The following is a 22,941-nucleotide window of genomic DNA, read 5'->3' as shown; positions in this document are numbered from 1 at the left end:
ACGCACACTGCTCCGCGCCACAACGGCCGCCCTGGCCGGCCGCCGTCCTCGCCTCCCTGCCGGGCGGCGCCGCGCACGCCGCGGCGCCGCCCGTGCGGGGGGTCGACCTCTCCTCCGTCCCGAAGGCGGAGGACCTGGGCGCCGTCTTCCGGTACGCCGACGGCACCGTCGGCGACCCGGTCCGCATCCTGCGGGACGGCGGCGCCAACTGGGTCAGGCTCAAGGTGTGGGTCGACTCGCCCGACGGCTACCACGGCACGGCGCAGGTCCTGACCATGGCCCGGCGGGCGCATGCCCTCGGCATGCGCCTGCTGGTCGACTTCCACTACTCGGACAGCTGGGCCGACCCGGGGCAGCAGCGCAAGCCCGCCGCGTGGACGGGACTGCGCGGCAGCGCGCTCGAACAGGCCCTCTACGACCACACGTCCGATGTCCTCGGCGCGCTGCGCGCCCAGGGCACCCCGGCCGCGATGGCGCAGACCGGCAACGAGATCAACCACGGGCTGCTGTGGCCCGAGGGCTCGACCGACGACTGGAACGCCCTGGCCGGCCTGCTGCGCGCGGGCTCCCGTGCCGTCGCGGACGCCTCGCCCGGCACCGAGGTCGCCCTGCACCTCGCGGAGGGCGGCGACAACGGGGGCACCGTGTGGTGGTTCGACCAGGCGGTGGCGCGCGGCGTGCCGTTCGACGTGATCGCGCTGTCGTTCTACGTGTACTGGCACGGCACGCTCGACGACCTGGGCGCCAACCTGGCGGACGCGGCCGCCCGTTACGGCAAGGACGTCGTCCTGGCCGAGACGGCGTACCCGTTCACGCTGCGCGACGCGGACGGCCACCCCAACCTCATCGGGGACACCGGCCAGTTGCCCCCCGCGTTCCCCCCGACGCCGCAGGGCCAGGCGGCCTGGCTCGACGCCGTCTCCGGCGTGGTCGGCGCCGTGCCCGGCGGGCGCGGACGCGGGCTGTTCTACTGGGAGCCGGCGTGGATCGCGACCCGCGGCAACGGCTGGGACCCCGCCGACCCGGCCTCGGGCAACGCCTGGGAGAACCAGGCGCTGTTCGACTTCACCGGCCGCGCGCTGCCCGCGGCCCGCTGGCGCTGATCTTCCGCTCCGGTGCCTGGCGGGGGATACTGCCCGCATGGCCGTGGAACAGGTGTCGCAGGACGAGCCGCACCGCCGCGTGGTGCGCGTCGGCGAACTCGAAAGCCGCGTCGTGTGGAGCCGGGAGAACCGCCACCTGTTCGTCTGACGCCCGGCCGCCGCCTGGCCGTTCGGCCGCGGAGGGTCACGCGGGCAGGGGCCCGGCCAGGCTCTCCACCTGCCCGACCACGTCCGCCACGGGCGCGGTGGCGTCGATCTCGGCGCTCGCGGTGGCTCGCAGCAGCGGTTCGACGGTGGCCAGATGACGCAGCACGGCGGCCCGTTCCTCCGGCCGCTTGCCGTAGGGGTTGCCGGTGCGCCGCTCGATCCTGGCGAGCAGCACGTCGGCCGGCGCGCTGAGCAGCACGACCTGGTCGAGCAGCGGATAGAAGCCGCCCTGGTTGCTCTTGCAGCCGGCGAGGAAGAGGTGGCCACCGGTGTGGCCGGTCAGCAGGGCGGTGATCTCCCGCTCGCGCCAGATCCGGTCGGGGGAGCCGTCCGGCAGGGTCACCCAACGGCTCCAGGCGTCGCTGTCGGTGTCCACCGTCCTGTGCCCCCGCGCGCAGCAGGCGCAGCGCCGTCGACTTGCCGGTGCCCGACATGCCGGTGAGCAGGACCTTGGCCACGGGCCGAGAGCCTACGCGAACGCGGCGGGCGCCGGTCCCCCTCGCGGGGAACCGGCGCCCGCCGGCCGGTGAAACCGGCTCAGCTCACCGGCGTGAAGTCCCTGGCCCCGATGAACTCGGGACGGCGGACCGGTGCCGCGAAGGGCTCGACCGCGGCGTTCTCCACGCTGTTGAACACGATGAACACGTTGCTGCGCGGGTAGGGCGTGATGTTGTCGCCCGAGCCGTGCATGCAGTTGCAGTCGAACCACGTGGCCGAGCCGGCCCGGCCGGTGAACAGCTTGATCCCGTGCCGGTCCGCGAACCCGGTCAGCGCCTCGTCCGACGGCGTGCCCGCGTCCTGCATCTGGAGCGACTTCTTGTAGTTGTCCTTCGGCGTCTCACCGGCGCAGCCGAGGAACGACAGGTGCGAGCCCGGCATGATCATCAAGCCGCCGTTGGTGTCGAAGTTCTCCGTCAGCGCGATCGACACGGACACCGTCCGCATGCGGGGCAGCCCGTCCTCGGCGTGCCACGTCTCGAAGTCCGAGTGCCAGTAGAACCCGCTGGCGCCGAACCCCGGCTTGACGTTGATCCGGCTCTGGTGCACATACACCTCGGAGCCCAGGATCTGCCGCGCCCGGTCGAGCAGCCGCGGGTCGCGCACCAGCCCGGCGAACTTCTCGCTGATCTTGTGCACCTCGAACACCGACCTGATCTCCTGCGACGAGGGCTCGACGATCGAGCGCTCGTCCGCGCGGATGTCCGGGTCGGTGACCAGCCGGTCCAGTTCGGCGCGGTAGGCCAGCACCTCCTCCGGCGTGATCAGCTGGTCGACGGCGGCGAAGCCGTCCCGTTCGAAGCCGGCCAGCTCGTCCGTGCTGAACGGCCCCGGCGCCCCGGGTTCTGACCACACCACCGGGTCCTGGCGTGGCGTGGTGACCTCGGTCGCCCCGCGGGTCGGGTACAGGTCGGCGGTGCGTTCGGGTGCGGTGGTCATGTGGGTGTTCCTTCCTCTCCTTACGCCTCGGTGAGCAGCGGGTAGACACCGTTCTCGTCATGGTCCTCACGGCCGGTGACCGGCGGGTTGAAGACGCACATGACGCGGAAGTCGCTCTTCGGACGAATGGTGTGCTTCTCGTGCCCGTCGAGCAGATACATCGTTCCCGGCGAGATCCAGTGCTTCTCGCCGGTCTCCTCATTGGTCAGTTCGGCCTCGCCCTCGACACAGAAGACGGCCTCGATGTGGTTCGCATACCACATGGTGGTCTCGGTACCCGCGTAGAGCACGGTCTCGTGCAGCGAGAATCCGACGCCCTCCTTGGCCAGGACGATGCGCTTGCTGCGCCACGTGCCGGAGGCGGACTGCACGTCCCGGTCGGTTCCCTCGATGTCGCTGAGCGATCGGACGATCACGGCGGTGTACTTCCCTTCCCGTTCCCAGTGGTTGCTTCAGTCGGTCTCGCGGACGGCACGGGCCAGCACCCGCAGGCCCTCGTCCAGCTCCTCGGGCGTGGTCGTCAGCGCCGGCAGCAGCTTGACGACCTCGCTCTGCGGGCCCGACGTCTCCAGCAGCAGGCCGAGTTCGAACGCGCGGCGGCACACGGCGGTGGCGCGCTCGGTGTCCTCGAACGTCAGGCCCCACACCATGCCGCGGCCGCGGTAGGAGGCGCCGGAGTGCTCAGCGGCGATCGCGCGCAGCGCGGACTCCACCTGCTCGCCGCGGCCGAGGGTCTGCTTCTCCATCTGCCCGTCGTTCCAGTACGTCTCCAGCGCGGCGGCGGCGGTGACGAAGGCCGGGTTGTTGCCGCGGAACGTGCCGTTGTGCTCGCCGGGGCCCCAGATGTCGAGCTCGGGCTTGAACAGCGTGAGGGCCATCGGCAGCCCGTAGCCGCTGATCGACTTCGACACCGTGACGATGTCGGGCACGATGCCCGCCTCCTCGAACGAGAAGAACGGCCCGGTGCGCCCGCAGCCCATCTGGATGTCGTCGACGATCAGCAGCATGTCGTGCCGCCGGCACAGGTCGGCCAGGCCGCGCAGCCACTCGGGCCGCGCCACGTTGATGCCGCCCTCGCCCTGCACCGTCTCCACGATCGTCGCCGCGGGCTTGTTCAGCCCCGAACCGGTGTCCTCAAGCAGCCGCTCGAACCAGATGAAGTCCGGGGTGCGGCCGTCGAGGTAGTCGTCGAACGGCATCGGGGTGCCGTGCACCAGCGGGATGCCGGCGCCGGCGCGCTTGAACGCGTTGCCCGTCACGGCGAGCGAGCCGAGCGACATACCGTGGAACGCGTTGGTGAAGGAGATGATCGACTCGCGGCCCTTGACCTTGCGGGCCAGCTTCAGCGCGGACTCCACCGCGTTGGTGCCGGTCGGGCCGGGGAACATCACCTTGTAGTCGAGGTCGCGCGGGCGCAGGATCACGTTCTGGAACGATTCGAGGAACGCCCGTTTCGCGGTGGTGGACATGTCCAGGCCGTGGGTGATGCCGTCGCGCTCCAGGTAGTCGAGCAGGGCGCGTTTGAGCACCGGGTTGTTGTGGCCGTAGTTGAGCGAGCCGGCGCCGGCGAAGAAGTCCAGGTAGGTGTGGCCGTCCTCGTCGTACAGGTAGCTGCCCTGCGCGCGGTCGAAGATGGTGGGCCAGGCGCGGCAGTAGCTGCGGACCTCGGACTCCAGGGTGGTGAACACGCTCAGGTCGGGCTGGGTGATGGTCACAACGGTCTCCTGATCTCAGGGGGTGATCACGTGGAGGGGTCGGAAGTGGTCGCGGTCGGGTCGGAGTCAGCGGGCGGTCGCCGCCGGTTCGGCTATGGGGCCGATCCGGTACAGCACCTCCGGCTGGTGCCCCCGTTCCGGGAACACCCCCGCGTCGAACAGCACCTCGCGCTCCACGGCGGCGTCGTGCCGCGCGGCGAAGGAGGCGAAGAGGCGGTTGGACGCGGTGTTGTCCGGTGTGACGGTGGTTTCGATCATGTTCACCCCCAGCTCCCGGCCCGTCCGGCGGGCCAGGGCGTCAAGCATCGCGGCGGCGAGGCCGCGTCCGCGCTGCCCGCCGTCGACGGCGACCTGCCACACCAGCAGGGTGCTCGGCGCCTGCGGGCGGGTGTACCCGGTGATGAAGCCGACCGGGACGCCGGCCGCGTCCCTGGCCACGATCGAGGTGCGCGCGTAGTCGCGGCACCACAGGAGGTAGCTGTACGACGAGTTCAGGTCCAGGACCCTGGAGTCCCGGGCGAGGCGCCACAGGTCCGCTCCGTCGTCCAGGCGCGGGGTGTCGAGTGTGAGGCCATCGGTTCCTGCGGTGAATTCACTGTCCATGAAATCCGGTCGGGCACGTGCATGGTCTGCTTGTGCGGGGGTCATGCAGATTCAATTTACCCAGCGATTCTTGAAATTGCACCGCCGACTGGTCTTAACAGGTCGGGCCCGATGTGTTATCGCGCGCGCGGGGGACCGCAGCTTACTTCGGAGCAAAAAGTTACGTTCTGTCCGTTAGTTACCGGGCAAATCGGTCATCCGTGTGGGCTTGGTCACATGTCTGTAACGAAGAAGTGAGGGTGCTGACCCGTTCCGGTGACCGGCCACGATCGTGTATCGGCCCCGTTTAGAAGTCGATAAAGCGGGCAGAAGAGGCCCGTTGGCTCCGTCTGAATTACCTGGGGAATCGCAGTTTGAATTCCGTTGTAAAACGCCGGGAGCTGCGCCGGGAATTATCGCGCGGCAGCCGGGGGACCGCCACCCGCGGACCCGGTGCCCCGAACCCCTCGCGCCCGTTCCCGGGCGCGGGGCGGCGCGCGGGCCCCGCGGCGGCCGCTCCATCGAAGTCGTCCATCGGAGTCGTCCATCGGAGTCGTCCACCGGGGCCGCCCCGCCCACGAGTTCGGGCACCGGCCCTCGGCGCGGGCGGCGGCCCGGCCGTAGGCTGCGGCGCATGAACGCAGGCCCGCCCTCCGCGCCCGTCCTCCACATCCGGGGCCGCGTGCTCGCGGCCGAGGGACCGGACGGCGGACCCGACCTGGTGATCCGGGACGAACTCTGGGTCGTCGGCGGCCGGATCACCTACGACCGGCCGCCCGCCGCGCGGGACGTCGTCCGCCTCACCGGCTGGGTGCTGCCCGGGCTCGTCGACGCCCACTGCCACGTGGGCCTCGACGCGCACGGGGCCGTCGGCCGCGCCGCCGCGGAGGCGCAGGCCCTCGCGGACCGCGACGCGGGCGCCCTGCTGCTGCGCGACGCCGGGTCGCCCTCCGACACCCGCTGGACGGACGCGCGCGCCGACCTGCCCCCGATCATCCGCGCCGGCCGGCACATCGCCCGCACCCGGCGCTACATCCGCGAGTACGCGCACGAGATCGAGCCCGACCGGCTCGCCGCTGTGGTCAGGCAGGAGGCCAGGCGCGGCGACGGCTGGGTCAAGCTCGTCGGGGACTGGATCGACCGCGAACGCGGCGACCTCGCGCCCTGCTGGCCGGCCGACGCGCTCGTGGCCGCCGTCGCCGCCGCGCACGAGGAGGGCGCGCGGGTCACCGCGCACTGCTTCGCCGAGGACTCGCTCGCGGACCTCGTGGCCGCGGGCATCGACTGCGTGGAGCACGCGACCGGACTCACCGAGGACACCATCCCCCTGTTCGCCGCGCACGGCGTGGCCATCGTTCCCACCCTGGTCAACATCGCGACCTTCCCCGGCCTCGCCGAGAGCGGGGAGGCCAAGTACCCGCGCTGGTCGGCCCACATGCGCCGGCTGCACGCGCGCAGGTACGACACCGTGCGCGCCGCCCACGACGCGGGCATCGCCGTCTTCACCGGAACGGACGCCGGGGGCTCGCTCCCGCACGGCCTCATCGCGCGGGAGGTCGCGGAGCTGTGCCGGGCCGGACTGCCCGTCCACGACGCGCTGGCCGCGGCGACCTGGCGGGCCAGGGAATGGCTCGGCCGCCCGGGCCTGACCGAGGGCGCGCCCGCCGACCTCGTCGTCTACGCCGACGACCCGCGGCGCGACCTCGCCGTACTCGCCGAGCCGCGACGCGTCGTGCTGCGGGGGCGCGTCGTCGCCTGAGTTACCCCGTTCGGGTGAACGGGTGACGTAACCAGGACGGCCGGCGCGAGCGGACCGAAGGATGGCGGGCGTCCCAGCAACACCCATCCCGATGGAGTCCCCTGTCGTGAACAGAACCGCCCGCCGCGGCGCCACCGCGCTGCTCGCCGCCACCGTCCTGACGACCCCGGCCACGGCCCGTGCCGACGAGGCCGGGGACCGGAGCGCGGGGACGGCGAGCGCCGCAGTCCTGCGAGCCGGCCTGAACGTCTCCCTCCTCGACGGCGGCGTCAGGCTCCCGCTCACGGCGTCGCTCAACGAGGTCAGCGCGCCCGACGGGGGCGGCAGCGCCGACGACACCCTGCTGACCGCGACCCTGGAGGGCGTCGAGGACGGGCAGCCGTTCGACCTGCTGCGCGCCGATGCCGCCTCCGCCTCCGCGACGACCGGCGCGGACGGCGCGTTCGCCGAGACGAGCCTCGCCGGAGCCCGCGTCCACCTCCCGGGCCTGCCGCTGCTCTCCCTGATCGAAGTGGACGCGGTCTCCGCGCGCGCCTCGTGCCCGGTGGGCGGGCAGGCGTCGGCCGAGACCGTGATGCCCGCCACGGCCACCGTGCTCGGCCGCACCGCCGAGCTGAGCACCGAGGGCACCACCGAGGTGTCGGTGCCGGGCGTCGGCGACGTCACCCTCGCGCTCGCCCAGCGCGAGTCGGGCGACGGCACCGCGAGCGCGAGCGCGCTCGACCTGAACGTGGCGGTCGACCCGCTCGACCTGGGCGTCGCCGAGGTCACCGGCACCGTCACGCTCGCCGAGGCCGCCTGCACCGCGCCCGCCCCGCCCGGGCGGGGCCCGCAGACCGTCACGGAGGACCAGCCGGTCGAGCGGCCCGATGAGGACGTCGACCTGGCGGAGACGGGCGGCGGCTCGTCCACGCCCTACATGGTCGGCGGAGCGGCCGGCCTGCTCGCCGCCGGCGCGGCCACCGTGCTGATCGCCCGCCGCCGCAGGGCCGCCGCGCAGGGCTGACCGGCCCGGCGCGGCGCCGCGGGAACGCGGGCCGGGCGCCGCGCCTCGCGCGCGCCCGGCCCGTTCCCCTGTCGCCGCGTGCCCCGCCTGCCGGACAATCACCCGTGGCCGGCGGCGCCGACGACGGGCGGTGCGGCCGATGACGAGCGGTACAGGGGAGACGGGTGGACGCGGCGATGAGCGGACAAGGGCAGGGCGAGACGTCCGGCGGGTGGCCGGACGCGTGGCAGGAGGCGTGGCACGACCTGGTCGCGCACGCGCGGCGGACGGTGGCGGACGGCCTCGTCGTCGGCACCTCGGGCAACGTGTCCGTCCGCGTGGGGGACGCCGTGCTCGTCACCCCCTCGGGGGTCCCCTACGAACGGCTGCGCGCCCGCGACCTGCTCGCGGTCGACCTCACGGGCCGGCGCGTCGCCGGTGAGCTGGCCCCCACCAGCGAACTGCCGCTGCACCTGGCGGTCTACCGCGGCACGGACGCGCGGGCCGTGGTGCACACCCACGCGGTGCACGCCACCGCGGTGTCCACCCTCGTGGACGAACTGCCCGCCGTCCACTACATGACCGCGGTCCTGGGCGGCCCGGTCCGGGTCGCGCCGTACGCCACGTTCGGCAGCGACGAGCTGGCGCGGCACGCGCTCACCGCGCTGCGCGGGCGCAGCGGCTGCCTGCTGCGCAACCACGGGACCCTCGTGCACGGCGCCGACCTGCGCGAGGCGTACGACAACACCGCGCAGCTTGAGTGGATGTGCCGCGTCTGGCTGGCCGCGGCCTCCGTGCCGGGGCGCACGCCGACGCTCGTTCCCGAGGACGAACTGGCCCGCGTGCGGGAACGGTTCCGCGGTTACGGCCAGCGCTGACCGGAGGGCCGCGGTCCGCGCGGTGGCGCCGCCGCCGCGCCTGGCGCATCCTGGAAGGCATGCGTCGGCACACCAAGGCGGCCGTGGCCGCCACCACGCTGCTGGGCGCCGGGGCGGCCGTGGCCACGGTCGCCGCCGGGCGGTGGGCCTTCGGCGCCACGCTCGGCCCCGCCCGCCCGGCCCGCCCCGCCGGGTTCGCCGAGAGCCGGTTCGCCGTGCACGGCACCGCGGCCGGCCAGGTCACGCTCACCCGCTCCCTGGAAACGCTGCGGCCCGGCACCTACGGGCTGACCGCCGGGCCCTGCCACGCCGTCGTCGGCCCGGTCCTCGACGTGCCGAGCGGGCCCGACAGCGTCGTGCGGCGGCTCGAACGCGTCGACCGCGGCGCGCTCGTGCCCGGCGCCCCGGCCGCCCTCACCCCGCAACTGCACCTCGGGACCCCCGAGTCCGCGCTCGGCATCCCGTACTCCGACGTGACCGTCCCGGGGGAGCGCGGCCCGCTCCCCACCTGGTTCGTGCCCGGCGCGCGCGACACGTGGGTGATCGCGCTGCACGGGCTCGGCGCCACGCGCGAACATCCGCTCAACCTGCTGCCGTTCCTGCACGAGCAGCGGTTCCCCGTCCTCATCCCGGGCCACCGCGGCGACGCGGGCTCCCCGCGTCCACGCGAGGGCGTGCACCGGCTCGGCGCCGCCGAGTGGCACGACGCCGACGCGGCCCTGCGGTTCGCGGCCCGGCGCGGCGCCAAGCGCGTCGTGCTCTACGGCTGGTCGACCGGCGGCGCGATGGCCCTGCGCACCGCGACCCGCTCCGCCCTGCGCGGCCTGCTGGTCGGCCTCGTCCTCGACTCGCCGGTGCTCGACCCGGCCGCGACGCTCCACGCGCTCGCCGTGCGCCGCGGCGTCCCCGGCCGGCTGGTGCCGCTCGCGCTCGGCGCCGCACGCGGCGGGTTCGGCCTCGACCTCGACGACCGCCCGCCCGGGCAGCCGCTGGGCGCGGGGGGCGCGCCGGTCCCGGTGCTGATCCTGCACGGGCCCGCCGACACGATCGCGCCGTGGCGCGCCTCCCGCGAGCTGGCCGCCCGGCACCCGGAGAGCATCGTGCTGCACACCGTTCCCGACGCCGAGCACGCCGCGATGTGGAACGCCGCGCCCGAGGCGTACGAGGAGCGGCTGCGGCGCTTCCTGACCCCGCTCATGTGAGCCCGCGACGCAGGGGGTTTGGGCTTTCGCGGCCCGAGCGGTGAAACTGCTCACGTGACGTCCCGAACTCCGCGTGAGCCCCGGTTGCGACTTGTCCCCCAGACCCCACCGCAGCGCGCCACGGTACCCAGGCGCACGCAGGCCGGCAGACGCACGCCCCCGCCGCCCAAGGGACTCGCCCCGCAGGAGGAGCTGGCCCGCCGGGCGCGCGCGCAGCTCGCCGACGCCGTACGGCTCGCCCGCTGGGCGCAGCGCACCGGCACCTCACCCGACACCGCGGCCGAGCGGGCCGCGGGCGATCTCGGGTTGACCGTGCGGCAGACGCACGACCACTGGGGCCGCGCCCGCCTGGCCGGCCTGATCGAGCAGGGCCGCGACGGCACCGGCTCGGTGCGCGCCGGCTGGCGGCTGCGCGCCTGGGACCACGACGACACCGCGGCGCTGCGCGGCTGGGTCGCCCTGCTCGACGCGTGGTCCCTGGCCCGCCCGGCGCCGCCGGACGCGGACCCGGGCACGGTGGCCGACGTGGTGGCCGCCGTGCCGCAGCTCCTCTCGGTGATGTACCTCTCCGACGGCCCGGTGACCGGCGCCGGGCTGATCGACCTGACGCGGCGGCGCATTCTTGAGCTGCGCGCCGACCGCGGCCCCGGCGGCGCGATAGCGGACGACGAGCCGGACGCGCGGGACGCGCGGAGCCAGGAGGACGAGCGGAACGACGGGGAGCGGAGGGACGAGGAGGACGTGGCCGAGCTGGTCCGCATCCTCGGCTGGGCCCTGGACACCCTCGCCTCGGTGGGCGCGCTCACCCTGCACGCCCGCGGCCACCATCCCGAACGCGCCCGCCTCACGGAGCTGGGCGGCTGGGCGATGTGGACCAAGCTCGAACACATCTGCATCGCGGCCCAGAGCCCCGCGGGCAACATCGAGCAGTCCGCCGTCGCCATGCTGCGCGGCTGCGCCGGCCTCACCCCGGGGCCCGCCCGTGCCGAGTACCGCGCCTGGCTCGCCGTGCGGCCCGCGGGCCCCGCCGTGACCGAGCTGCTCGACGCCGCGCGGGGCGAGGACGCCCTCATCCGGGGGCTGGCGTTCGAGGCGCTGCGCGCGGTCGGTGCCCCCGCGCTGCCCGCGGTGCGCGAGGCGGCCGACGAGCCGGGTCTTCGCCCCTACGCGCTGCTGTGGCTCGCCGAGCACGAGGAGGGCGACCCGCGCGACCAGGCCGACTCGCCGCACGGCGTGCTCTCCCGGGCCGAGGCCACCTGGCTGTGGGTGGACACCGCCTCGGCCGCGCAGGAGCACGGCGCGGAACGGCTGCTGCTCGACCACCTCGACGCGGCCCCGCAGCCCGACGTCGTCCAGCTGGTGGACGAGATCCGGGACTGCGGCCATCCGCGCACCGTGCAGGTCCTGCTCGCGCTCGCCGCCGCCCACCCCGACCCCGCGGTGGCCAAGCGGGTGCGCCGGGCGGCGTTCCAGGTGCACACGGGAGGGGTCTGAGCCGGCCCGCCGGCCGGGAAATCCGCTTGCGCACGTCGCTAGACTGGTCCCCATGGACTTTCTGCTCCTCGTGCCTTAGCGGACGTACGCCACTCCCAGCCGAGCCGCCACGTCCCGTCCCGCCGTTCAGGAGTCCGTCCATGATCACCGCTTCCGGCATCGAGCTGCGCGCCGGCGCCCGCGTCCTCATCGAGTCCGCCTCGTTCCGCATCGCCAGGGGCGACCGCATCGGCCTCGTCGGCCGCAACGGGGCGGGCAAGACCACCCTGACCAAGTGCCTGGCCGGCGACGGCGTGCCCGCCGCGGGCACCATCACGCGGGGCGGCGAGGTCGGCTACCTGCCGCAGGACCCGCGCACCGGCGACCTCGACGTGCTGGCCCGCGACCGGGTGCTGTCGGCCCGCGGCCTTGACACGGTGCTGCGCGGCATGCGCGAGAACGAGCAGCGCATGGCCACGGGCCAGGGCGCCACCCGGGTCAAGGCGATGAAGAAGTACGAGCGCCTGGAGACCGAGTTCCTCACCAAGGGCGGCTACGCGGCCGAGGCGGAGGCGGCCACCATCGCCGCGAGCCTCGGCCTGCCGGACCGGGTGCTCGCCCAGCCGCTGCACACTCTGTCGGGCGGGCAGCGGCGCCGCGTCGAGCTGGCCCGCATCCTGTTCTCCGACGCCGACACGCTGCTGCTCGACGAGCCGACCAACCACCTCGACGCCGACTCCGTCATCTGGCTGCGCGACTTCCTGCGCACCTACCGCGGCGGTCTTGTCGTGATCTCCCACGACATCGACCTCATCGAGACGGTCGTCAACAAGGTCTTCTACCTGGACGCCAACCGCGCGGCCATCGACGTCTACAACATGGGCTGGAAGCAGTACCAGGTGCAGCGCGAGGCCGACGAGAAGCGGCGCAGGCGCGAACGGGCGAACGCGGAGAAGAAGGCCGCCGCCCTCAACGCCCAGGCCGACAAGATGCGGGCGAAGGCCACCAAGGCCGTCGCCGCGCAGAACATGGCCCGCCGCGCCGAGCGGCTGCTCGCGGGACTTGAGGCGGAGCGGCAGCAGGACAAGGTGGCCAAGCTGCGGTTCCCCGACCCCGCGCCCTGCGGCAAGACACCGCTGACGGCCGAGGGGCTGTCGAAGTCCTACGGGTCGCTCGAAATCTTCGCCGACGTCTCCCTGGCCATCGACCGCGGCTCGCGTGTGGTCATCCTGGGGCTCAACGGCGCGGGCAAGACGACGCTGCTCCGCCTGCTGTCCGGCATCGAGCCCCCCGACACCGGCGTGGTCACGCCGGGGCACGGGCTCAAGCTCGGCTACTACGCGCAGGAGCACGAGACGCTCGACCCCGACCGCACGGTCCTGGAGAACATGCGCACCGCGGCCCCCGACCTGGACATGGTCGACGTGCGCAAGACGCTCGGGTCGTTCCTGTTCTCCGGCGACGACGTCGACAAGCCCGCCGGGGTGCTCTCGGGCGGGGAGAAGACGCGGCTCGCGCTGGCGACCCTGGTGGTCTCCTCGGCGAACGTGCTGCTGCTCGACGAGCCGACGAACAACCTGGACCCGGCCAGCCGGGAGGAGATCCTCGGGGCCCTGCGGAGCTTCGCCGGCGCCGTCGTCCTCGTGACCCACGACGAGGGCGCCGTGGACGCGCTCCAGCCGGAGCGGATCATCCTGCTGCCCGACGGGGTCGAGGACCTGTGGAGCGCCGACTACGCGGACCTGGTCGCGCTCGCCTGACGGCACGCGCCCGGCGTTTGTGATCGCGCGCGGTGGATCATTCGGCCGACGCTTGATCATTCATCTGAGTGAGTCAGGACGTAGCCCGGCGTGTCGGCGCGCCGGGGCGGCCCGTTCCGCCCACCACCGCTCTGACCTGCCCTTTTCCCATGCTGCTCGGTGCCGGTCGCCGTCGGCCGTCCGCGGCGGACGGCCGACGGCGGTCCGTTTGTCGTACGGAACCGGACGAATGGGTGGCCAGGAAGCCGGATAGGGGTGATCATGAGAGCCAAGAGCGCACTTCCCACGAGGAGGCACGGGTGGCCGAGACTCTGAAGAAGGGCAGCCGGGTGACCGGCCCCGCGCGCGAGAAGCTCGCGGCGGACCTGAAGCGTAAGTACGAATCGGGCGCGAGCATCCGCGCCCTGGCCGAGGAGACCGGCAGGTCCTACGGCTTCGTGCACCGGATGCTCAGCGAGGCCGACGTCACGTTGCGCGGCCGAGGCGGTGCCACGCGCGGCAAGAAGGCCGCCCCGACGCCCTGATCCCGGCGGGGCCGCGGACGGGTTACCCTGCGGACGACAAGCTACCGTTGGGTAATACCAGTCGCACGGAGGTCCGCGATGAGCCTGCTCGACCGGGACGGGATACGGGTGTCGGTGGGTGACGCCGTGGCCACGGTCACGCTGACCCGCGGGGAGAAGCGCAACGCGCAGACCCCGGCGATGTGGCGGGCCCTGGCCGAGGCCGGCCGGATCCTGCCGGGCGACGTCCGGGTGGTGATCCTGCGCGGCGAGGGCGCCTCGTTCTCCGCCGGGCTCGACCGGCGGGCGTTCACCCCCGAGGGGATCGACGACGACCTGTCGTTCGCCGACCTCGCCCGCCGCCCCGACGCGGAGGTGGACGCGGTGATCGCCGGGTTCCAGGAGGCGTTCACCTGGTGGCGCCGCAACGACCTGGTGAGCGTCGCCGCCGTGCAGGGCCACGCCATCGGGGCCGGTTTCCAGCTGGCGCTCGCCTGCGACCTGCGCGTGTGCGCGCAGGACGCGCAGTTCGCGATGCGCGAGACCTCGCTCGGGCTCGTGCCCGACCTCGGAGGCACCCACCCCCTGGTGTCGCTCGTCGGGTACGCCCGCGCCCTGGAGATCTGCGGCACCGGCCGCGCGGTGCGCGCCGACGAGGCGGAACGCATCGGCCTCGCCAACCTCGTCGTGCCCCCGGCCGACCTCGACGCCGCCGCGAACGACCTGGCCGCGGCCCTGCTCGCCGCGCCCAGGGACGCCCTGACCGAGACCAAGGCGCTGCTGCGCGCGGCCACGACCCACGGATACGACGAGCAGCGCGGCGCGGAACGGGCCGCCCAGGCCCGCCGGCTGCGCGACCTCGCCGGCCTCGGCGAGTAGCCCGCGGCCTCAGCGGCCGGCCGGAACGGTGTCCGTCACCACGACGGCGGCACCTCCGGCGCGGCCCGCCGCGGCCGAGGCGGCGCGCGCCACCGCGCGCGCGACGTCCAGCGCCCGGTGCGCCTCGTCGACCGCGACCTGCACGCGCACAGGACGCCGCCCGTCGGCCGGGATCTCCACCGCCCGCAGCCGGCCGCCGGGCACGTCGGTCAGGCCGCGCACGCCCGGCACCGCGAGCACCGCGGCGGCCACCGGGGCCGCCGCGTTCTCGGCGTCCGCTGCGGTCTCGGCGTCCTCGGTGCCCTCTGCGTGCTCGGTGACCGCCGCCGACGGGACCGAGGCGGCCGGCGGCCGGCCGCGCGTGCGCAGGGCCGCCAGCTCCCGCGCCGTCAGGACATCGCGGACCGTCAGATCCACGTCCGTCACCGCGAGCCCGAGCCGCTCGGCCGCGGCCCCGGCCAGCGCGGCCCGGACGGCGGCCGTCGTGCGCGGCAGCGGCAGGGCCGCGTCGGCCACGACAACGGCCTCCACGCGCAACGGGCCGGGCGGCAGCGCGCTCGGCGGGGCGCCCGCGGCGAGCGCGGCCACCGCGTCCCCCGCGGGAGCCACCCGCAGATCCTCGACCACCACCCCGGGCACGCGCTCCGCCGCGCCGCGCAGGACCGGTGCCGCGGCGCGCTCCGCGAGCCAGGCGCCGTCCGCCGGGCCGCCGAGCGGCAGCAGCCGGCCCAGGCTCAACTGCCGCCGCACCGCGTGCGCCAGCTGGTCCGAACCCATGTCCGCCCGCCTTTCCCCACGACTCGTTCGTACTCAATTCGCGATGGCTGGGTACAGCATGTCGTATGCACGGTCGGGGCGGGGGCGCGTACGGGCCGCGCGGCCCACTCGATCGGGGCGCGTGGCCGGGGCGAGCGCCCCGCAGCGCACATAAGGTGGCACTGAACCGGCGGAACTGACCGTCGTTCGGAAAGGGGCAAGGGCGAAGTGACCGACACCAGTACGGAAGCGAGCAGCGGTACCACCGCGATCGACGTACAGGGCAAGCAGCTCGGCACGCGTCGCGGAACGGGCGACCCGGCGACGCGCGGCCGGACCACGATCGCGGACGGCGTCGTCGCCAAGATCGCGGGCATGGCGGCGCGCGACGTGGTCGGCGTGCACGCCATGGGCAGCGGGCTCTCCCGCACGTTCGGGGCCGTCAGGGACCGGGTCCCCGGCGCGAGCAAGTCGGCGACCCGCGGCGTCAAGGCGGAGGTGGGCGAGGTCCAGACGGCCCTCGATCTCGAAATCGTCGTCGAGTACGGCGTTTCCATCGCCGATGTCTCCCGTACGGTACGGGAGAACGTGATCGCGTCCGTCGAGCGGATGACGGGCCTCGAAGTGGTCGAGGTCAACATCAACGTGGGCGATGTGAACCTCCCGGACGACGAAGAGGAAGACGACGAACGGCCGCCGCTCCAGTAGCGCGACCGGAGCAAGGGCCAGGAGTTGTACATGAGCATGGCTGTGGTCGGCATGATCGCCGGCATGGCACTGGGTTTCGCCGCGTACTTCGGCGGCTTCGGTGCCTTCCTGTTGGTCGCGGCGCTCGGCACGATCGGCTTCGTCGTCGGCAGGTTCGTCGACGGCGACCTCGAACCGGGCGACTTCTTCCGCGCCAGGGACCGCGACGACGACCGGCGGCGGTGACCGTGGAACCGGTGCTGTCCCCGGCCGACCGCGGGGCGACGAGGATCTCCGACCGCGTCGTCGCGAAGCTGGCCGCGCAGGCGGCCCGGGAGGCGTTGCGCGGCGGCGCCTCGCCCCCCGGGCTGCCGCGCCCCGGCGCCCCGCACGCGACCGCCGTGGTGCGCCGCCCGCCCGCCGGCGACGGCACCGGCGGCCTGGCCAGCGTCGAGGTCGCCGTGGAACTCGGCTACCCGTCCGACATCGGGGCGCAGTGCGGCGCGGTCCGCAGGGCGGTCGCGGCCCGCGTGCGCGAGCTGGCGGGCATGGACACCACGGAGGTGACCGTCGCGGTGGAACGCCTGCGCTCCGCCCACTTCACCGGTGACGCCTCGGGGAGGGTGCGGTGAGCGACCCGCGGCGCGAGGCGGCGCGGGGGGACGCGGCCCGCACGCTGGAGAAGACCGCTCCACTGGAGCGGACCGGCCCCCCGGCCGCACCCGGCCGGGGCGCGGGCGGGCCCGCCGCCCGCCGGTTCTGGTCGGAGCGCCGCGGACCCGCCGCGCTGGTCGCCGCCGTGCTGACGGGGGCGAGCGGCCTGCTGCTCTACGACATCGTGTCGGTGCGCGCGGACCGGCCCGCGGCCTCCTGGCGGCGCACCTTGGCCGACGGCCTCGCCACCCGCCACCTGGACGACGCCTGGGTCGTGCTCGGCGCCTCGGCCGCCGTGCTGACCGGCGTCTGGCTGATCGCGCTCGCCCTCACCCCGGGCCTGCGCGGCCTGCTGCCCATGCGCCGGGACGACGAGCTGATGCGCCCCGGCATCGAACGGGGCGCCGTCGCGCTGGTCCTGCGGAACCGGGCCATGGAGGTGTCGGGCGTGCGCTCGGTCCGGGTGGACGTCGGCAGGCGCCGCATCCGGGCGCTCGCCGAGGCCCACTTCCGCGAGATCGACACCGTCAGGGCGGACCTGGAGGCCGTGCTGTCCCACGGCGTCGCGGAACTCGGGCTCGCGCGTGAGCCCGCCCTGACCGTGCACGTCCGCCGGCCCCCCAAGCCCTGAGGTTGGTGAACGCCATGCTCCGGACCGTCAACCGGGTCCTGCTCGTCCTGACCGGCCTGTGCCTGATCGGCGGCGGCGCCGCCGCCCTGGCCGCCGCCCTCGACCTGCCCCGCCGGTGGGGCTTCTCGCCGCCCTCCGGCTGGTCCTGGCGCGCCCCGCACGACGTGCTGCTCACCCACGCCGACCGTACGCAGTGGCGCGAGGAGGGCTGGTGGTGGCCGGTGGTCATCGGCGGGCTCGCGCTGCTCGTCCTGCTGTCGCTGTGGTGGCTGCTCGCGCAGCTGAGGCGCCGCAGGACGACCGAGATCGCGATCGACAGCGGGGACGGCGCGGGAGCCGTGCTGCGCGGGCACGCCCTGGAGAACGTGGTGGCCGCCGAGGCCGAGGCGCTGCCGGGCGTCGACCGCGCCCGGGTCAGCCTGACCGGCCGCCGCGGCAGCCCCCGGCTCTCGGTCGGCCTGCTGCTCACCCCGCAGGCCGGGCCCGACGCGATCGTCGAGCGGCTGCGCACCGAGACCGTCGAGCATGCCCGCGCGTCGGCGGGACTCGACGCGCTCCCGGCCGAGGCCAGGCTCCGGGCGGCCCAGCACGGGGAGGAACGCGTCAACTGACGCCCCGGGGCCCGGGGCCCGCTCGCCCGGAACGAGACGCGTCGGCCCGGAGCACGGCGACAAACCGGCGCCGACCCGGAACCCCGCGCCTTCGTCCTGGCCTCCGGCCGGGCAGGACCCAGCGGGCCCCGGGAGAAGTCACCGGGCGTCGCTGACCGGGTCCGTCAGTTCCAGCACGGCCCGGGCGACCCGCTCGGGCAGTTCGGCGACCATGTGGTGACTGGCCGGCAGTTCGAGCACGCGCAGGTGCGGCCGATCGGCGACGAGGGGCAGCAGGTCGCGGCGGATTCCGGCGCGCAGCGCCGGCATGAGATCGCCGACGCGGCCCGGCAGGCCGGGAAGGTTCTCGGTGGCCAGGACGAACAGGGCGGGGCAACGGATGTCGGCCACCGCCTCGACGCTGTCCTGGAAGTACGGGTCGTACCTGATCTGCCTGGCCAGCGCGGCGTCCGGCCGCGCGTACACGCCCTCGGCGGTGGTGCGCAGCGCCCGTTCGGGAAGCATCGCGGCCTGGGCCTCGGGCAGCGGCCGGGCCATCATCTCGGCCTGGGCGTCGAAGAGCGCCTTCAGCTCGGCCAGCAGCCCGGTCAGCTCGCCCGGCTCGATGCCCGCGTAGTGCCGTGGCGCGGTCTCGGCCGAACGCAGGCCGTCGAGGTTGACGATGCCGGGGCCGTCCGGGTGGCGCAGTGCCCAACGCACCGCGACCATGCCGCCGAGGGAGTGGCCGACCAGCACGGGAGCGTCCAGGCCGACGTGGTCGATGACCGCCCGCACGTCGTCGAGGACCGCCTCCCACTCCCACGGCCCGTCGCCGGACAGCCCGTGACCGCGCAGGTCCATGGAGACCACCCGGTGTGCGCCGGTCAGCCGCGGCGCGACGGCGTCCCAGTGCAGGAGGGTGCCGCCCAGGCCGTGGAGCAGCAGCACGGGAGAGCCGCTGCCGCCGTGGTCGCGGACGGCCAGACGCACCGGACGATCATCGATGATCACTTCTTGGGGTGGCACGGGATGCTCTCCTGGGGGCGGTTGAGTCGGTCGCGGATGGAGGATGTCGTGACGCCGCCGCCGGAGTCCCTGGCAAGCTTGCCGCGTTTGACCAGGTCGTGAACGCCTTGCCGGGTGATTCCGAGTATCGCCCCCGCCGTGGAGTACGACACGGCCGCCGCCGATGGGTGGCCGGTGGCGCGCGCCACGGCCCGTCCCAGTGCGGTGCGCCACCACGAGGCGGGCGGGTCGAAGGGCGCGTCGCCAGGGAAAAGCGCGCCGATGAGGCGAGCCGCGGTCGCGGTGGCCCGCTTCCGGTCGGCGCCGAGCAGCTGGGCGGCCCAGACCTCGGCTTCGACGCGCAGCCGTGCCCTGACGGGTTCGAGAAGCGCGTCGGAGGCCAGCAGGATCTCCAGCGGGTCGAGAATCCGTGTCTCCAGCACCCTGACCAAATCGGCCACCAGTTCGGCGTGATCTTCCGTGGTCGTCACTTGACGAAAGATAGCAAGTACTTGCTATCGGGTGTCAAGTAGTGGTGTGCGGGGCGGTGCACGGAGGCATGGGCCGACGACGTCCGGCGTTGTCGCCCGGGAGCGGAGCCGCGACCACTCCCGGCGCATGCCCGTCTCCCCGCGCGTCCGGCCTGACGAGCCGGCGGGACGCGCGGGCGGCGGGGGACCGCGAAAGCGCCCGCCGGGCGGCGACGCCCGGCGGGCACGGAGGGCTCAGGAAGGGCGCAGGGCGACGAGGGGGCTTCAGGAGGCGCCGGCCGCCGCGGCGGGTTCCCGCGCGGGCCCGCCCGCGCCGTCCCCGCCGCCCGCCGCCGCCTTCGCGTCGGCCCGCCGCTGGTCCTGGACCTCGCGCCGCAGCAGCAGCACCCAGCCCACCGGGACCCCCGCGGCGAACAGCCACCACTGCACCGCGTACGCGAAGTGCGCCCCGATGCCCGTGTGGTCGGGTTCCGGCAGCGGCGCCGGCTGCGCCTCGCCGTCGGCGGGCTCGGGGTCGGTCGCGGTCAGCTCCAGATAGCCGCCCAGCACGGGAACGCCCATGGCGTCCGCCCGCTCTTGGCTGCTGATCATCATGACCATGCCGTCGGGCAGGCCGGACCGCTCCCTGATGCCGGTGCTGCCCGTCGACTCGTCGGCCATCAGCCGGCCGGTCACCGTGACCTCGCCACCGGGCGGCGCGGCGACCTCGGGCACGCGGGTCACCTCGCGGCCCGCCGCGACCCAGCCGCGGTTGACCATGACCGCCGAGCCGTCCGCCCGCACCAGCGGCGTCAGCACGTAGTAGCCCATGGCGCCGTCGTCGTTCTCGCGGTGCCGCACCACGACCTCGTGGCCCGGGTCGTACACGCCCGTCGCCGTCACCGGCCGGTACCGGTCGTCCGGATCCACGGCCCCGCCCGCCGACGAGAGGTCGGTCATGGGCACCGCGGGCGCCGCGAGGCTCGCGGCTATCAGGTCGTTGCGCTCGACACGCTGCTCGTGCCGGTTGAGCTGCCAGAACCCGAGCCACGTGAAGGCGGGCACCATCAGCAGCGCGACGAGGGTGAGGATCACCCACTGCCGGGACAGCAGAAAGCGGTACACAGCACTCGACGGTACCCGAACGGGGTCAGCCGCCCGGCGCCGGGTCCACGTCCCGCAGCAGGTGCGTGAAGGCCGCCTCGTCCAGGATCGGCGTCCCGTAGGCCCGCGCGTTCACCACCTTGGACGTGGTGGCGTCCGGGTCGTTGGTGACGAGCAGGCTGGTCAGCCGGGAGACGGCGGAGGCCACGTGCAGGCCCGCCTCGAACGCCCGGTCCTCCAGCAGCTCGCGCTCGATGGAGGTGTCCCCGGAGAACGCCACCCGCATGCCCTGCACCAGCCGGCCGCCCGCCTCGTACCGGCCGGGGTTGGGCCACGGGCAGGTCCTGCGCGGCCCGCCGCGGCGGCCGGTCCGCCAGGAGCGCCCGGACCCCGCCGGGGTCCGCCCGCCCTGGTCCGTCCACGCGGTCAGCGGCCGGCAGACGTGCAGCGGCAGGGGCAGGCCCCGCCCGGCCGCGTGGTGCAGGCTCGGCCGGAACGCCTCCGCCAGGACCCGGGCGTCGTCGAGCGCGTGGTGCGCCCGCCGCTGCTCCACGCCGTAATAGGCGGCCAGCGTCTCCAGCTTGTGGTTGCCGAGCGGCAGCGCCAGCGCCTTGGACAGCAGGATCGTGCACAACCGCTGCTCGACGGGAGGCGTGCGTCCGGCCCTCGCGTACTCGCGGGCGATCATGTTCCAGTCGAACACCGCGTTGTGGGCGACGAGCACGCGCCCCGCGAGCCGTTCGGCGAACTCCCCGGCGACATCGGCGAACAGGGGCGCCCCGGCCAGCATGTCCGCCGTGATCCCGTGCAGCCAGCTCGGTCCCGGGTCGCGCTGCGGATCGACCAGCGTGTACCAGTGGTCCTCCACCTCGCCCCTGGCCGTGAGCCGGTAGACGGCCGCCGACACGATCCGGTCCGCGCGCCCGAGACCCGTGGTCTCGACGTCCACCACGGCGTACCCGTCGGGATACTCCGCGGGCCACGGCCCGTCGGCGGGCCGCGGGGCGGGAACCCGGGCGGGGGAGAGGTCCGCTGCTGCCTGGTGGTCTTCGAGCATGGTCACTGAGGATACGGGCCGGTACCGACAGGGGCCCCGGGGGCGCGGGGAGTTGAGGCCGCGTCGGACGTGCGCGGGCGCGGGCCGTACGTATGTCCCTGGCGTGACGTACGCTGCGAAGCATGCTGCTCGACACCTACGGGCGAATCGCGACGGACCTCCGGGTCTCGCTGACCGACCGGTGCAACCTGCGCTGCACGTACTGCATGCCGGAGGAGGGCCTGTCCTGGCTCGCCAAGCCGGAGTTGCTGACCGACGACGAGATCGTCCGGCTGGTGGACATCGCCGTCACACGGCTGGGCGTGACCGAGGTCAGGTTCACCGGCGGGGAACCGCTGCTGCGCCCCGGCCTGGTCTCCATCGTCGAGCGCTGCGCCGGCCTGCGCCCCCGGCCCAGGCTGTCCCTGACGACGAACGGCATCGGCCTCGAACGCATGGCCGTCGCCCTCCGCGCCGCCGGCCTCGACCGGGTGAACGTGTCGCTCGACACCACCGACCCCGAGGTGTTCGCGCGCATCACCCGGCGCCGGCGGCACGGCGACGTGCTGCGCGGCCTGGCCGCCGCCAAGGCCGCGGGACTCGACCCGGTGAAGGTCAACTCGGTGCTGATGCCGGGGCTCAACGAAACGGAGGCGCCCGACCTGCTGGCCTGGGCGGTCGAGCACGGCTACGAACTGCGTTTCATCGAGCAGATGCCGCTGGACGCCCAACACGGCTGGCGCCGTTCCGACATGGTCACGGCAGGCGACATCCTGGAGTCGCTGCGCACCCGTTTCACCCTCACGCCCGAGGAGGAGCGCGGCTCCGCGCCGGCGGAACGCTGGCTGGTGGACGGCGGCCCGCACCGGGTCGGCGTCATCGCCTCCGTCACCCGGCCCTTCTGCCGGACCTGCGACCGCACCCGGCTGACCGCCGACGGGCAGGTGCGCACGTGCCTGTTCGCGCGGGAGGAGTCGGACCTGCGCGGCGCCCTGCGCTCCGGAGCGGACGACGCGGAGCTGGCGGAGCGGTGGCGGACCGCGATGTGGGGGAAGAAGGCCGGATCAGGTCTGGACGACCCCTCGTTCGTCCAGCCGCAGCGCCCGATGTCAGCGATCGGCGGCTGACCGCTCCCACTCGGCGAGCGCCACCACGTCCTTGAGGAAGCCCCGGAGGTCGAGGAAGCGCGACAGGTGCTCCCGGTGCTCGTCGCAGGCGACCCACGTCTTGCGGCGTTCGGGAGTGTGCAGCTTCGGGTTGTTCCAGGCGAGGACCCAGACGGCGGGAGCGCGGCAGCCCTTGGCCGAGCAGATCACCACGTCGGACGCGGATGCGGTCGGCACGGAATCCATCCAACACCCTCAACATTCGCACCGCGGACACACAGAAGGCGACGCCGGGCAGCCACGGGGGGAGCCGCCCGGCGTCGGTGTCGCTCCGACGGGGGATACGGAGCGCCCTAGAAGTATGACATGCATTGCCCCGAAGAGCGCAGGGGATCGGTTCAATTGAGGGGGGAATCCGG

26 protein-coding genes are annotated in these 22,941 nt (G+C 74.2%); 15 read left to right on the top strand and 11 right to left on the bottom strand.

Features of this window, described 5'->3' with window-relative positions; all coding sequences use genetic code 11:
- Positions 1–92 precede the first annotated feature (92 nt).
- On the top strand, positions 93–1,103 hold the full coding sequence (locus LC193_RS04155) for a glycoside hydrolase family 53 protein (protein WP_318842125.1): 1,011 nt from the start codon (positions 93–95) through the stop codon (positions 1,101–1,103).
- A gap of 184 nt (positions 1,104–1,287) precedes the next feature.
- Here the strand turns inward: LC193_RS04155 and LC193_RS04150 are convergent, their stop codons facing one another.
- The 5 genes from LC193_RS04150 to ectA all read right to left on the bottom strand — a co-directional run bounded on the left by LC193_RS04150 (position 1,288) and on the right by ectA (position 5,110).
- Positions 1,288–1,686, bottom strand: a complete 399-nt coding sequence (locus tag LC193_RS04150) for a nucleoside/nucleotide kinase family protein (protein WP_226071654.1) — start codon at positions 1,684–1,686, stop codon at positions 1,288–1,290.
- A 161-nt stretch (positions 1,687–1,847) separates the two neighbouring features.
- A complete protein-coding gene (gene thpD / locus LC193_RS04145) occupies positions 1,848–2,747 on the bottom strand; it encodes an ectoine hydroxylase (protein WP_226071651.1) in 900 nt (299 codons plus the stop codon).
- Positions 2,748–2,767: 20 nt separating this feature from the next.
- A complete protein-coding gene (locus tag LC193_RS04140) occupies positions 2,768–3,163 on the bottom strand; it encodes an ectoine synthase (RefSeq protein WP_086161249.1) in 396 nt (131 codons plus the stop codon).
- Positions 3,164–3,199: 36 nt separating this feature from the next.
- Positions 3,200–4,462 carry a diaminobutyrate--2-oxoglutarate transaminase gene (ectB, locus tag LC193_RS04135; RefSeq protein WP_226071650.1) on the bottom strand — a complete coding sequence of 421 codons (1,263 nt, stop codon included), beginning with the start codon at positions 4,460–4,462 and terminating at the stop codon, positions 3,200–3,202.
- A gap of 66 nt (positions 4,463–4,528) precedes the next feature.
- Positions 4,529–5,110, bottom strand: coding sequence for a diaminobutyrate acetyltransferase (gene ectA, locus LC193_RS04130; RefSeq protein ID WP_404819345.1), 582 nt, complete (start codon positions 5,108–5,110; stop codon positions 4,529–4,531).
- Positions 5,111–5,678: 568 nt separating this feature from the next.
- Between ectA and LC193_RS04125 the strand changes: the two genes are divergently transcribed.
- The 8 genes from LC193_RS04125 to LC193_RS04090 all read left to right on the top strand — a co-directional run bounded on the left by LC193_RS04125 (position 5,679) and on the right by LC193_RS04090 (position 14,483).
- Positions 5,679–6,803, top strand: a complete 1,125-nt coding sequence (locus LC193_RS04125; RefSeq protein WP_226071646.1) for an amidohydrolase family protein — start codon at positions 5,679–5,681, stop codon at positions 6,801–6,803.
- A gap of 106 nt (positions 6,804–6,909) precedes the next feature.
- Positions 6,910–7,809 carry an SCO1860 family LAETG-anchored protein gene (locus tag LC193_RS04120; protein ID WP_226071645.1) on the top strand — a complete coding sequence of 300 codons (900 nt, stop codon included), beginning with the start codon at positions 6,910–6,912 and terminating at the stop codon, positions 7,807–7,809.
- 176 nt (positions 7,810–7,985) lie between these two features.
- On the top strand, positions 7,986–8,666 hold the full coding sequence (locus LC193_RS04115; protein ID WP_226071642.1) for a class II aldolase/adducin family protein: 681 nt from the start codon (positions 7,986–7,988) through the stop codon (positions 8,664–8,666).
- A 59-nt stretch (positions 8,667–8,725) separates the two neighbouring features.
- A complete protein-coding gene (locus tag LC193_RS04110; protein WP_226071641.1) occupies positions 8,726–9,868 on the top strand; it encodes an alpha/beta hydrolase in 1,143 nt (380 codons plus the stop codon).
- A 54-nt stretch (positions 9,869–9,922) separates the two neighbouring features.
- Positions 9,923–11,362, top strand: coding sequence for a hypothetical protein (locus tag LC193_RS04105; protein WP_226071640.1), 1,440 nt, complete (start codon positions 9,923–9,925; stop codon positions 11,360–11,362).
- 140 nt (positions 11,363–11,502) lie between these two features.
- Positions 11,503–13,101 (top strand): ABC-F family ATP-binding cassette domain-containing protein, encoded by a 1,599-nt coding sequence (locus tag LC193_RS04100; protein WP_226071639.1) that lies wholly within the window; start codon positions 11,503–11,505, stop codon positions 13,099–13,101.
- A 299-nt stretch (positions 13,102–13,400) separates the two neighbouring features.
- On the top strand, positions 13,401–13,625 hold the full coding sequence (locus LC193_RS04095; protein ID WP_176582984.1) for a helix-turn-helix domain-containing protein: 225 nt from the start codon (positions 13,401–13,403) through the stop codon (positions 13,623–13,625).
- A 78-nt stretch (positions 13,626–13,703) separates the two neighbouring features.
- On the top strand, positions 13,704–14,483 hold the full coding sequence (locus LC193_RS04090; protein ID WP_226071637.1) for an enoyl-CoA hydratase/isomerase family protein: 780 nt from the start codon (positions 13,704–13,706) through the stop codon (positions 14,481–14,483).
- Positions 14,484–14,492: 9 nt separating this feature from the next.
- Here the strand turns inward: LC193_RS04090 and LC193_RS04085 are convergent, their stop codons facing one another.
- Complete coding sequence (locus LC193_RS04085) at positions 14,493–15,260, bottom strand: nucleopolyhedrovirus P10 family protein (protein ID WP_226071636.1); 768 nt, start codon at positions 15,258–15,260, stop codon at positions 14,493–14,495.
- A 249-nt stretch (positions 15,261–15,509) separates the two neighbouring features.
- Here LC193_RS04085 and LC193_RS04080 point away from each other — a divergent pair, with 249 nt between their 5' ends.
- The 5 genes from LC193_RS04080 (at position 15,510) to amaP (ending at position 17,822) form a co-directional block, all read left to right on the top strand.
- Complete coding sequence (locus LC193_RS04080) at positions 15,510–15,947, top strand: Asp23/Gls24 family envelope stress response protein (RefSeq protein ID WP_226078475.1); 438 nt, start codon at positions 15,510–15,512, stop codon at positions 15,945–15,947.
- A gap of 30 nt (positions 15,948–15,977) precedes the next feature.
- Positions 15,978–16,172, top strand: a complete 195-nt coding sequence (locus LC193_RS04075; RefSeq protein WP_086161261.1) for a hypothetical protein — start codon at positions 15,978–15,980, stop codon at positions 16,170–16,172.
- A gap of 2 nt (positions 16,173–16,174) precedes the next feature.
- On the top strand, positions 16,175–16,558 hold the full coding sequence (locus LC193_RS04070) for a hypothetical protein (protein WP_226078474.1): 384 nt from the start codon (positions 16,175–16,177) through the stop codon (positions 16,556–16,558).
- 62 nt (positions 16,559–16,620) lie between these two features.
- Positions 16,621–17,211, top strand: a complete 591-nt coding sequence (locus tag LC193_RS04065; protein WP_226078473.1) for a DUF6286 domain-containing protein — start codon at positions 16,621–16,623, stop codon at positions 17,209–17,211.
- Between the two features lie 14 nt (positions 17,212–17,225).
- Positions 17,226–17,822, top strand: coding sequence for an alkaline shock response membrane anchor protein AmaP (gene amaP / locus LC193_RS04060; protein WP_226071635.1), 597 nt, complete (start codon positions 17,226–17,228; stop codon positions 17,820–17,822).
- A gap of 138 nt (positions 17,823–17,960) precedes the next feature.
- Here amaP and LC193_RS04055 read toward each other — a convergent pair whose 3' ends face one another.
- The 4 genes from LC193_RS04055 to LC193_RS04040 all read right to left on the bottom strand — a co-directional run bounded on the left by LC193_RS04055 (position 17,961) and on the right by LC193_RS04040 (position 21,437).
- The gene (locus LC193_RS04055) at positions 17,961–18,827 is read right to left on the bottom strand and encodes an alpha/beta fold hydrolase (RefSeq protein ID WP_086161263.1); all 867 of its coding nucleotides are present in this window, start codon (positions 18,825–18,827) and stop codon (positions 17,961–17,963) included.
- Positions 18,809–19,297, bottom strand: a complete 489-nt coding sequence (locus LC193_RS04050; protein WP_226071634.1) for a hypothetical protein — start codon at positions 19,295–19,297, stop codon at positions 18,809–18,811. Before LC193_RS04050 ends, LC193_RS04055 begins: the two co-directional genes overlap by 19 nt.
- Before the next feature lie 264 nt (positions 19,298–19,561).
- The gene (locus LC193_RS04045; protein ID WP_226071633.1) at positions 19,562–20,401 is read right to left on the bottom strand and encodes an SURF1 family cytochrome oxidase biogenesis protein; all 840 of its coding nucleotides are present in this window, start codon (positions 20,399–20,401) and stop codon (positions 19,562–19,564) included.
- Between the two features lie 25 nt (positions 20,402–20,426).
- Positions 20,427–21,437: a DEDDh family exonuclease gene (locus LC193_RS04040; protein ID WP_226071631.1), complete on the bottom strand. Its 1,011-nt coding sequence runs from the start codon at positions 21,435–21,437 to the stop codon at positions 20,427–20,429.
- A gap of 122 nt (positions 21,438–21,559) precedes the next feature.
- Here LC193_RS04040 and moaA point away from each other — a divergent pair, with 122 nt between their 5' ends.
- Positions 21,560–22,543, top strand: a complete 984-nt coding sequence (gene moaA / locus LC193_RS04035) for a GTP 3',8-cyclase MoaA (RefSeq protein ID WP_226071630.1) — start codon at positions 21,560–21,562, stop codon at positions 22,541–22,543.
- Here the strand turns inward: moaA and LC193_RS04030 are convergent.
- Positions 22,526–22,759 (bottom strand): hypothetical protein, encoded by a 234-nt coding sequence (locus LC193_RS04030; RefSeq protein ID WP_404819344.1) that lies wholly within the window; start codon positions 22,757–22,759, stop codon positions 22,526–22,528. The two genes, moaA and LC193_RS04030, sit on opposite strands and share 18 nt — an antisense overlap.
- Between the last annotated feature and the right edge of the window lie 182 nt (positions 22,760–22,941).

The organism is Streptomyces marincola (assembly GCF_020410765.1).
GTDB lineage: Bacteria > Actinomycetota > Actinomycetes > Streptomycetales > Streptomycetaceae > Streptomyces > Streptomyces marincola.
Note: the sequence above shows the minus strand (reverse complement) of the source record. Positions and strands in the feature narration are given on the sequence as shown.